Source organism: Mesorhizobium sp. M7A.F.Ca.CA.002.05.1.1 (assembly GCF_003998335.1).
Taxonomy (GTDB): Bacteria; Pseudomonadota; Alphaproteobacteria; order Rhizobiales; family Rhizobiaceae; genus Mesorhizobium.
In genome coordinates this window covers 1-10,017 of the sequence record NZ_RZQI01000134.1, presented here as the reverse complement: position 1 = coordinate 10,017, position 10,017 = coordinate 1, and the positions used below count along the sequence as shown (strand labels likewise).

At 62.8% G+C, this 10,017-nt stretch carries 9 protein-coding genes; 4 read left to right on the top strand and 5 right to left on the bottom strand.

The window, feature by feature from the left end; all coding sequences use genetic code 11:
• Positions 1 to 1,841, top strand: a 1,841-nt coding sequence (locus tag EN939_RS09660) for a vWA domain-containing protein (protein WP_164750927.1), incomplete at its 5' end; no start/stop codon positions are given.
• A 209-nt stretch (positions 1,842 to 2,050) separates the two neighbouring features.
• Complete coding sequence (locus EN939_RS37960; RefSeq protein ID WP_164748997.1) at positions 2,051 to 2,314, top strand: hypothetical protein; 264 nt, start codon at positions 2,051 to 2,053, stop codon at positions 2,312 to 2,314.
• 15 nt (positions 2,315 to 2,329) lie between these two features.
• On the opposite strand, the gene bmt is transcribed toward EN939_RS37960, so the two are convergent.
• The 3 genes from bmt to EN939_RS09640 all read right to left on the bottom strand — a co-directional run bounded on the left by bmt (position 2,330) and on the right by EN939_RS09640 (position 5,007).
• Positions 2,330 to 3,352, bottom strand: coding sequence for a betaine--homocysteine S-methyltransferase (bmt, locus tag EN939_RS09650; RefSeq protein WP_164748998.1), 1,023 nt, complete (start codon positions 3,350 to 3,352; stop codon positions 2,330 to 2,332).
• 102 nt (positions 3,353 to 3,454) lie between these two features.
• Positions 3,455 to 4,057, bottom strand: coding sequence for a DUF1989 domain-containing protein (locus EN939_RS09645; protein ID WP_127267835.1), 603 nt, complete (start codon positions 4,055 to 4,057; stop codon positions 3,455 to 3,457).
• Between the two features lie 92 nt (positions 4,058 to 4,149).
• Positions 4,150 to 5,007, bottom strand: coding sequence for a helix-turn-helix domain-containing protein (locus EN939_RS09640; protein WP_127267834.1), 858 nt, complete (start codon positions 5,005 to 5,007; stop codon positions 4,150 to 4,152).
• Positions 5,008 to 5,236: 229 nt separating this feature from the next.
• On the opposite strand from EN939_RS09640, the gene EN939_RS09635 reads away from it, so the two are divergent.
• Positions 5,237 to 6,247: a fatty acid desaturase gene (locus tag EN939_RS09635; RefSeq protein ID WP_164748999.1), complete on the top strand. Its 1,011-nt coding sequence runs from the start codon at positions 5,237 to 5,239 to the stop codon at positions 6,245 to 6,247.
• A 92-nt stretch (positions 6,248 to 6,339) separates the two neighbouring features.
• Entirely contained in the window at positions 6,340 to 7,167 is an 828-nt protein-coding gene (locus EN939_RS09630; protein ID WP_127267833.1) for a phosphate/phosphite/phosphonate ABC transporter substrate-binding protein, read from the top strand.
• Here EN939_RS09630 and EN939_RS09625 read toward each other — a convergent pair.
• Both EN939_RS09625 and EN939_RS09620 read right to left on the bottom strand, forming a co-directional pair.
• Positions 7,132 to 8,487 carry a M24 family metallopeptidase gene (locus EN939_RS09625; RefSeq protein WP_127267832.1) on the bottom strand — a complete coding sequence of 452 codons (1,356 nt, stop codon included), beginning with the start codon at positions 8,485 to 8,487 and terminating at the stop codon, positions 7,132 to 7,134. The two genes, EN939_RS09630 and EN939_RS09625, sit on opposite strands and share 36 nt — an antisense overlap.
• A 9-nt stretch (positions 8,488 to 8,496) precedes the next feature.
• A partial coding sequence (locus tag EN939_RS09620; RefSeq protein ID WP_272483085.1) for a glycine cleavage T C-terminal barrel domain-containing protein occupies positions 8,497 to 10,017 on the bottom strand: 1,521 nt, incomplete at its 5' end.

Sequence of the window (10,017 nt, the reverse complement as noted above, 5' to 3'; positions counted from 1 at the left end):
GGGAACAGCCGCCCAAATTCGGCGGCGACGAGAAGATCACCGAGACGCTGGCCGACAAGCCGGCGACGGTGAAGCCGACGACCGCCGAGCCGAAGCCGGCTCGCGGCGAGTTGGAGAAGGACAAGAAGGCAGACGCGGATGTGGAAAGCCGCGGCGCGACCGATGCGCTTGTGGCGCCGGCCTCGCCGCAGAAATCCGAATCGACCGTTGCTGGCGGCGCGGCACAACAAAATGCGCTGGAGCGCGGTGTGCTGGCCGAGCCTGCGCCACCGGCACCGACAGGTGAATTCGCGCTGGATGGCGCTGCAAGTGTACCCAGCACCTCGCGAGCCCGCATGCCGGCCGAATCCAAGCTGATGGCGCCGCAGCAGCCGTCGATCTTGCCGGCCGACCAGATGCAGCCGCAACCGGAAAACCGCGACCGCATCGAGGATTTCAAGACCAACCCGGTGCATGCGGCACTCGAGGATCCGGTCTCGACCTTCTCGATCGACGTCGACACAGCCTCCTATTCCTTCGTGCGCGGCTCGCTGAAGCAGGGCACCCTGCCGCAGGCCGATACTGTTCGCGTCGAGGAGATGATCAACTACTTCCCCTATGACTGGAAGGGTCCGGAGTCGGCCTCGACACCATTCAACTCGACCGTCAGCGTCATGCCGACGCCGTGGAACACGCAGACCAGGCTGATGCATGTCGCCATCAAGGGTTTTGACGTCAAGCCGACCGAGCAGCCGAAGGCCAATCTGGTCTTCCTGATCGATGTCTCGGGCTCGATGGACGAGCCGGACAAGCTGCCGCTGCTCAAATCGGCATTTCGCCTGCTGGTCAGCCAGCTGAAGGCCGACGACACTATCTCGATCGTGACCTATGCCGGTGACGCCGGCACAGTGCTGGAGCCGACCAAGGCGTCCGAAAAGGACAAGATCCTCAGCGCCATCGACAATCTGACGCCCGGTGGCAGCACGGCCGGCGAGGCGGGCATCAAGGAAGCCTACAGGCTGGCGCAAAAATCCTTCGTCAAGGACGGCGTCAACCGCGTGATGCTTGCTACCGACGGCGACTTCAATGTCGGCCAGACCGATGACGACGACCTCAAGCGGCTGATCGAAAGCGAGCGCAAGACCGGCGTTTTCCTGTCGGTGTTCGGCTTCGGCCGCGGCAATCTGAACGACCAGATGATGCAAACCATTGCCCAGAACGGCAACGGCACCGCCGCCTATATTGATACGCTGGCCGAGGCTGAAAAGGTGCTGGTCGAGGATGCCTCGTCGACGCTGTTCACCATCGCAAAGGACGTGAAGATCCAGGTCGAGTTCAACCCGAACAAGGTCTCGGAATATCGCCTGATCGGCTACGAGACCCGCGCCTTGAACCGCGAGGATTTCAACAATGACCGCGTCGATGCCGGCGATATCGGTTCGGGCCACTCGGTCACCGCGATCTACGAGATCACGCCCAAGGGCAGTGGTGGCGAGCAGATCGACCAACTGCGTTATGGCCAGGCGTCGGTGGACAATGGCGGCGTCGCCAATGCGGACGAATATGCCTTCGTCAAGATCCGCTACAAGCTGCCGAATGAAGACGTCTCGAAGCTGATCACCACGCCGGTGACCTCGGCCAACGAGATCTCGTCCTTCGACCAGGCCAGCACCGACCAGCGCTTCTCCGTCGCGGTCGCCGCCTTCGGCCAGAAGCTGCGCGACGAGGATGCGACCGCGAAGTTCGGTTACGACAAGATCATGGAGATCGCCACTGCCGCTCGAGGGGCCGACCCGTTTGGGTACAGGGCCGAGTTCCTCTCGCTTGTGCGCCTTGCCTCTGCGCTGGGCGGTAACCGGTAAGTGGTGATGACGGCCGGTTTCTTTCAGATGGGATCGTTCTGATACGGGGGAACCGACCGCGGGCGGGTGAGGCAGGCCGGCGAGGGAAACCTTGCCGGCCTTTTTTCGCGGATTTTATGGGTCGTTAAATTGCGCGGCAATTCCGGTACCGGATGGCCACCCCCTCCTTGTTACGCAGGACAGGTGTACTGGGCTTGAGGGAGCCGAAATTGCAGATCAGGACTATCGCCAACTCGATACCCCCGGCGCCAGACGCCTCGGCGGTTTCATCGGCCCCATCATCGGAATCCAGGCGTGACAATGTCGCACAGGCGCGCCACACCGCCCTGTCGGCGCTGACCAACGACCGCTTCCGCATCATGCTGGAACAGATCACCGACCCCAGCGCTTCGGGCGCGCTGATGACGATGCGCGGCGACAATGTGGTCGACTTCAAGTCGGCGCAGTCGAGCTACGCCGACAACAGCGAATAACCGAAATCGATGAGGTCAGGCCCGGCTGCGGCGGCGCTCGCGGCGGGCTTCGCTGGTCTCGGCGGTGTTTTCCGTCGCGACCTGGTTGCGCATCGGACCAATGCGCTCGACGATCGCCGCAACCGTCGGACGATCCGACTTGGTGTGCGCGTCGAGCGCCTTGCGCATGGCGGCAAGGTGCTGGAACGAGGTGCCGCAGCAGCCGCCGATAATCTTGGCGCCGCCATCGACGGCGAGGCGCACATAATCGGCCATCAGTTCGGGCGTGCCGGAATAATGGATTTCGGTGCCGCGGAATTCGGGAATGCCGCAATTACCTTTGACGATCACCGTCGCCTCCGGCTTCGCCTCGGTCATGTCGAGCAGCGAGGCCAGGATGTCGGACGCGCCAACGCCGCAATTGGCGCCAACGCCGAGCGGCGCCTGCGACAGCCCGTCGGTGACGCCGTGGATATCCCTGGGCAGCAGGCCCATCATGGTGCGGCCGGCAGTGTCGAAGGAACCGGTATAGGTGTAGGGCAGGCCGACGCGGATAGCAGCCTCGGCGGCGGCCCGGATCTCGTCTGGAGCCGACATCGTCTCGATCCAGGCGACTTCGGCGCCGCCTTCCTTGAGGCCCTCGATCTGCTCGGCGAAGGCGTCGACTGCCTCGTCATAGGTCATGGCGCCCAGCGGCACCAGCAATTCGCCGGTCGGGCCGACCGAACCGGCGACGATCACCTTGCGGCCGGCCTTGCCGGCGACCGCACGCGCAAGCTCAGCGGCGCGTTTGTTCAACGCGTGCACGCGATCCTGCGCATGGTGCAGCTTCAAGCGGTGACGGGTGCCGCCGAACGAGTTGGTGAGGATGATGTCGGCGCCGGCATCGACGAAATTCTGATGCAGGCTGGTGATGGTGTCGGGCGCCGTCTCGTTGAGCAGCTCTGGCGCCTCGCCCGCCTCCAGCCCCATGGCGAACAGGTTTGTGCCGGTGGCGCCATCGGCCAGCAGCACGCCCTTTTCAGCCAGCAGCTCATCGATCGGGTTCGTGGTCGTCATCGGATTGGCTTTCATGTTTCGAATTCGAATAATGATATAAAGAAGTCTTTATGTGTAGTCAATGATTTTGCCGCGACCGCTCGGCCAGATGGTGCCCTTTCCTCACGATCCGGGGGTGATCTCGACGTGGATCTCGGTGCAGATGCCGCCATTGGTCGGGTGATGGTCGACCGAGCAAGCGGTGACCACCAGCAGGAGGTCCTGTTCGGCGCGCAACGTCACATAGCCGCCCGGCGGGTTGATCGACGCGGAAACCACCAGCCGACCGTCGGGTTCCGGCAAGGAGTTCTGAAAGAGATCGACCGGATCGGGGGCGAAAGGCAGCGATATGCCCTCTGTGGCCAGCGCCTGCATCAGATTGTCCCGGCAGTTCGGATGATTGGGAAATCCGGCGCGCTCATAAAGCGCGCTGTCGCAAGCGGGGTAAAGCATGTCGTGCGGACCCGGCGAGCCATCTTCGACCAGCGTCAGCATCGGCTTGGCGGCGGCACTGAAGAAACTGTCGCCGATTGCGGGAAAAAGCCGCTCGGTGATGTCACGGGTCTGCGAGGTGCTCAGCCAGTCGACCGTCGGGTCGGTGCTGAAAGCCCAGAGATCGGAAACCTGCTGTCCTTTGGGATCGATGATGCGGATGAGGTCGCCTTGTGAGACGCGGATGGCGCGGCCCGACTGGGGTGGAACGACGATGCGGCGCGGATCGGGCATGAGCTGTCCTTCAAAAATGGAAATGGCGTGGCCGGGACGAGGCTCCACCAGAGGACCATGATTGCCAGAGATCAGACCATGATTGCCAGAGATCAGACAGTGCCTGTTGGGAACGACATGCCGGCCAGCCTGTGCGCGAAGCCGGACGCCTCGTGCGCGTTGATGTCGGCGGCGCGGATCAGATTGTCAAAATGCTGGATCAGCGTCTGGATCGGCTGGGTGGCGTTGAGCACCAGATACATGTCGCCGACATAAATGGCGGCGCGATAGGGACCGAAGATGGTGTAGGGGATGGAATAGCGAATCCGCCCGTCATAGAGAAACAGCCGGAAGGTGGGGTAGAGGTCGTCGAGCAGCGTCGCCATGTGCAGCAATTGGGCGCGGCGGTCGGCTTCCGGGAAACGATCCCAGACACCCAGGCCGCGGGCGAAAATCTCCAGCGTATGGCGAGGCATGCAGACTTCCATGTCGGTTTCCGGCCGCCTGTTGTAGTCGATGCGGTATTGCGTTTCGCCGGCCTGGGCGAGGCGGCTCTTGTTGGTGATGCCGGCTTCGTAGTCGACCAATGCTTCGGTGCGCAGAAGGTCGGGAATGCCGGCCGGTACGTAGCGGATCTTGGTGCCGGCCGCCTCGGCATGCCATTTGGCCAGCAGCGTGCGGTCGAAGCCGTCCGGTGCCTCTTCTATCTCCAGGCTCTCGCGGATTTCGCCGGTGAGACCCTCGTCCTGGCTGAGGCCGAGAAGCCAATCGAGCGACACCTTGAACTCGGCGGCGATGTTGAGCAGCGTTTCCGCTCGGGGCAGGCGCGTCGAGGCGCCCGACAGCAGCTGCGACAGCGCCGAACGGTCGATGCCGACCGCGGTCGCGAAGGCCGACTGGTTGAGGTCGGAGCGTGTCAAGAGTGTTTTCAGGCGCTCGCGGAAGATCGTCGACAGGTCGCGCTTGTCCATGTGCGTGCTCCACCTCGATTGAGGAAAAATTTGCGCCGAATCGCTTCCGAGCGCACCTCAGGCGTAAATGAATCCCTAAGCCTGTTTACAATGTGTAACATGTGCGGTCAAAAATGCGCAATCGCAACAGTTTGTGTACTTTGTCTCGTTGAGTGGAATCACTTCTCCTGACACAATGTTGTCAGGAGCCAATTGGGGCTCCGGCGACTGAGGGGCAGTGGTCGATAGCATGACGAGCAAGAGCATCAGGCGACACAGCGCACCGGCCATAGAGTGGCCGACCGTGGTACTCGCCTTCTTCTGCTACGCAACTTGGCTCGCCACCGGTTTCCTGCTCTGGCCATCTTACCCCATACTGGCGCTCGCCCTCCTGGCTTTGACCGCCGCACTGCAATCGTCGATCATGCACGAAGTGCTGCACGGTCATCCGACACGCAACGCGCGGGTCAATGAAGCCTTCGTGTTCCTGCCGATCGGTCTGGTCTGGCCGTTCCGCCGCTTCAAGACCATCCATCTGCGCCACCACGCCGACGAGCGGCTGACCGATCCGCTGGACGATCCGGAAAGCTATTATCAGGCGCTCTGGCAGCACGACGAACTGCCGCCGACGATGAAATTCCTACTCAAGATCAACAACACCATGGCCGGCCGCTTCGTGCTTGGCCCGTGGCTGTCCTGCGTCGGCTTCTTCATCGACGATGCCAAGCACGTGATCGCCGGTGACAAGGCGATCCGCAAGGCCTGGCTGCTGCATGCGATCGGCCTTGCCGTCGTGATGCCGATCGTGCAGTTCGGCTTCGGCATCCCGCTGTGGCTTTACATTCTGGTGCCGGTCTGGCTCGGCCAGTCGCTGATCTCGATCCGTACTTTCGCCGAGCATCAATGGTCGGAACATCCGGAAGGCCGCACGGTGATCGTCGAGCGCTCGCCGCTGTCGTTCCTGTTCCTCAACAACAATTTGCACTTCGTCCATCACAAGACCCCGACCGTGGCCTGGTACAAGCTGCCCAAGCTGTTTCGCGATCGCCGTGAGGAATGGCTGCGGATGAACAATGGCTATGCCTATCCCAACTATTTCGCGCTGATCAAAGCCTATGCGTTCAAGGCGAAGGAGCCGATCGTGCACCCGGTGCTGCGGCGTCAAGCCGAGCCGGGCAGGGCCTTCAAGCCGCGCATCAGGGCGCGCAGCATCAGCGGACTCGGCAGTGCGCCGGTTCCCGCAGAGCCGCCGAAGGAATAATTCCGGTCTACCCGGAATCCGTGTCGGCCAATTCTGATTGGGCGCCGCGTTTTTGCGATCATTTTTCCAGACATGATGATTTGATATCCGGCATGAGTGAATTGGTTGCGGCGTTGCCGATGTATGACTGGCCCGAAATACGCGGCGAGGTCGACGCGCAATGGGCGCTGTTGCGCGACGCGTTTCGGCAAAAGGGTATCGACGCACCGCAAACCATCGTGCGGCGCAATGGAGACCTGCCGCCGGTGCCGGGCGGTATTCGTGATGCTGCCGGTGCATTGATCGCATCCGATCCAGTGACATTGCCGCCGGACGAACTCGATTTTCACAGACTGTGGCTGCACCCGGCGCTGCTGTTCGCGCAGACCTGCTGGGGGCCGATGGAACTCGGCCTGTCCAGGCATGTGCAGGTGGTTGCCCAGCCAAGCTACGACGCCTACGAAGGCGGGCAGGGCGAGCTCTATTCCAGCGCCATCGTCATGCTGGCGGATGGCGCGCCGTCGGTTGCCTCGCCCAATGACGGCAGCCCGCTGATCCCACTCGATCGGATCCGCGGCAAGCGCTTCACCTTCAACAGCCTCGATTCGATGTCGGGGTTCCTCGGTTTGACGCGCGACCTGGAGGCGATGGGCGAGAGCCTTGACCTCTTTGCCTCGCGCAGCGAAAGCGGTGGGCACCGTTCCTCGATCGTCGCAATTGCAGAGGGCAAGGCCGATATAGCGGCCATCGACTGCGAGAGTTGGGCGCTGGCGCAACGCTTCGAGCCGGCGGCGAAAAAGGTGGCGGTCGTTGGCTGGACCGGACGGCGCAAAGGCCTGCCCTACATCACCGCCGCAGGGACACCGGAAAAGACGGTTGGGGCGTTGCGCGAGGCCATTGCCGGGCTAGCCGAGCAGTCTCTTATCCAACGGGTAGGTTGAGAGCTGTTCGTTGCCCGTCTCGGTGATCAGTATCTGTTCCTCGATCTTGACGCCTTCGCGCCCGCCAAGCCTGCCGATATAGCTTTCCACGCACAGCACCATGCCCGGTTCCAGCACGCCGTCCGGAGTGTCCGATGTCCAGTCGCTGGCATGCGGCAAGGTCGGGTATTCATCGGCCAGGCCGACGCCGTGATAGAGCACGCCGTAGCGCGTCGGGAAGCAGTCGCCGGGCGGCACCGCCGAGCGTTCGACGAGGTCGCGAAACGAGATGCCTGGCTGCATCAGTGCCGCGTTGTGCCCGATCTGGTCGGCAGCGATGCGGAACAGGTCGCGCTGTTCGCTGGTCGGCTTTCCATCGCCGCACAGCCATGTGCGCGACAGGTCGGCGCAGAAGCCGTAGGGGCCGATCAGGTCGGTGTCGAAGGCGACGAGATCGCCAGCCTCGATCTTGCGCGACGAGCATTCCTGGAACCACGGATTGGTGCGCGGGCCTGACGTCAGCAGTCGCGTCTCGATCCATTCGCCGCCGCGCGCGATGTTGCCGCGGTGCAGTTCCGCCCACAATTCGTTTTCGGAAATCCCCGGCTTCAGCGCTTGTTCCATCTCGCCCATCGCCGCCTCGCAGGCGACGATCGCGCGGCGCATGGCGAGGATCTCGTCGGGTGATTTGATCAGCCGCGCGTTCTCCATCAACGCTTCGCCATTGCCGATGGAAATGCCGAGGCGAGCCAGCTCCTCGACGCCTTCCGGATTGATATGGTCGACGGCGATGCGGCTGTTGCCGCCGCCATGCTCTTTCACCAGATCGGCTATTCCTGCGGCCCAGCGGCGGACCTTTTGCTCGGTCAACTCACCGCCATAGAGATACATCCACGACACTGCCGGTCGCACTTCGTCGACGACGCCGGAATGATCGGACAAATGCTCGCAGGAGAAATAGTCGAACAGCACCACCGGCCCCTCCGCGGCGACAAAGCAATGCCGCGTCGGGTTGTGCGCCACCCATAGCTGCATGTTGGTGCTGTCTGTGGCGTAGCGGATGTTGACGGGATCGTAGAGCACGGCGCCGGCATAGCCGCGGCGCCTCAGCTCGGCGCGGATGCGCTCCAGCCGGTATTGGCGCATCGCCGCCAGATCGGGCGCGGCAATGCCTGCCGCGGCCCATTCAGCCTCGGCCTGCGCACCGTAGCCCAGCACATGCTGGTTGAGCGAAGCCGCCTTCTGGCGGGAGGCGTCGCGCAAGGCTTCGATCGAATCGGCTTCGAACGGCATGATTTTGCGATGCCGGCCAAAGCTGCCCTTCGGCCCCGCGTTGTCCATGGTCGAAACTCAGGTCCGCATCTTCTCGCCGCTCGGATCGAAGGGCGCTTCGACATTGATGCGGGCCGGGCGCCGGTGACCGAGGATCTCGATCTCGAACAGCCCGGCACTTTCGTCCTCGGCAAGCGCTGCGGGGACGTAGCCCTGCGCCATCGACTTCTGCACATAATGCGCATAGCCGCCCGACGTGACCCAGCCGACCACGCGCCAGTCACCGTCGACGATACCCCGCACGGCGGAAGCGCCTTCGGTAGCCTTGGAGCCACGTATTTCCTTGCCGCCCTCGTCGAAGCGGGGCGCGCCATAGCCATGCGGCTTTTCAACCGTGCCATAGTCCTTGCTGACCTTGGCCCAGATCGGCTCATCGCCCATGACATCGGCGTCGGTGGCATCGACGATGAAGGAGACGCGGCGCAGCTTTGGCCCCTCGGCCTGTTCCTTGGCAGCGGCCTCGCGGCCGATGAAGTCGTTCTTCTCGAGCTTGATGAAGCGGTCCATCGCGCCTTCGAACGGTCCATAGATCGGCCGCAACTCGCGGAACCAGGTCGGAAAATTCTTTTCGAGGCGCATGGAGAGCAGCGCGCGCATGCCGAAATCGACAAGGCCGAATTCCTCGCCGGCGTCCTTGATCGCTTTGTAAACCAGGCGCTCGTAGGCCGGTGCCATCCAGATTTCATAGCCGAGGTCGCCGGTGTAGGTGATGCGGTTGACCATGCAAGGCGCCCCGCCAACCGCCATCTCGCGGAAATCCATGAAGCGGAAGGCTTTTGTCGAGACATCGACATCGACCAATTTCTGCAGCAAGTCACGTGACTTCGGCCCTGCGATCGACAGGCCGACCAGCGTCTGGTCGAAGCGGTGGATGCGCACCGTTCCGTCCTTCGGTAGATGCTTCTCGAACCAGCGCATGTGGTATTTCTGCGCCGCCGAGGAACCCCAGATCATGAAGCGGTCTTCTGCCGCCTTGGCGATGGTGAAGTCGCCAATCAGCTTGCCGAATTCGTTGAGCATCGGCGTCAGCACGATACGGCGGGTCTTCGGCATGCGGTTGGTCATCAGCCGGTTGAGGAAATCCTCGGCTGCGGGTCCCGAGACTTCGTATTTGGCAAAATTGGCGATCTCGGTGACACCGACACGCTCACGCGTGGCGCGCACTTCCTCACCGATCGGCCCAAAATCGTTGGAGCGGTGGAAGGAGACGATATCCCTGGGTTCCTTGCCTTTCGGTGCGAACCAGAGCGGCGTTTCAAGTCCCCAGCTGTCGCCCATGACGGCATTGTTGGCCAGCATCGTGTCGTAGAGCGGTGTCGTCTGCGCCGGGCGTGCCGCCGGCAGTTCCTCATTGGGGAAGCGGATGGAGAAGCGGCGCGAATAGTTTTCGCGCACCTTGGCGTTGGTGTAGCGCAGGCCTGCCCATTCGCCGAAGCGGGTGACATCCATGCCCCAGACGTCGAAGCCGGGATCGCCATGCACCATCCAGTTCGACAGCGCGAGGCCGACACCGCCGCCCTGGCTGAAGCCGGCCATGAC

Bases quoted from the DNA above. Each gene is read 5' to 3' on its own strand.
- EN939_RS09625 (WP_127267832.1), bottom strand. From the start codon at position 8,487: ATGGACAACGCGGGGCCGAAGGGCAGCTTTGGCCGGCATCGCAAAATC.
- EN939_RS09630 (WP_127267833.1), top strand. From the start codon at position 6,340: ATGAGTGAATTGGTTGCGGCGTTGCCGATGTATGACTGGCCCGAAATA.
- EN939_RS09640 (WP_127267834.1), bottom strand. From the start codon at position 5,007: ATGGACAAGCGCGACCTGTCGACGATCTTCCGCGAGCGCCTGAAAACA.
- bmt (WP_164748998.1), bottom strand. From the start codon at position 3,352: ATGACGACCACGAACCCGATCGATGAGCTGCTGGCTGAAAAGGGCGTG.
- EN939_RS09635 (WP_164748999.1), top strand. From the start codon at position 5,237: ATGACGAGCAAGAGCATCAGGCGACACAGCGCACCGGCCATAGAGTGG.
- EN939_RS09645 (WP_127267835.1), bottom strand. From the start codon at position 4,057: ATGCCCGATCCGCGCCGCATCGTCGTTCCACCCCAGTCGGGCCGCGCC.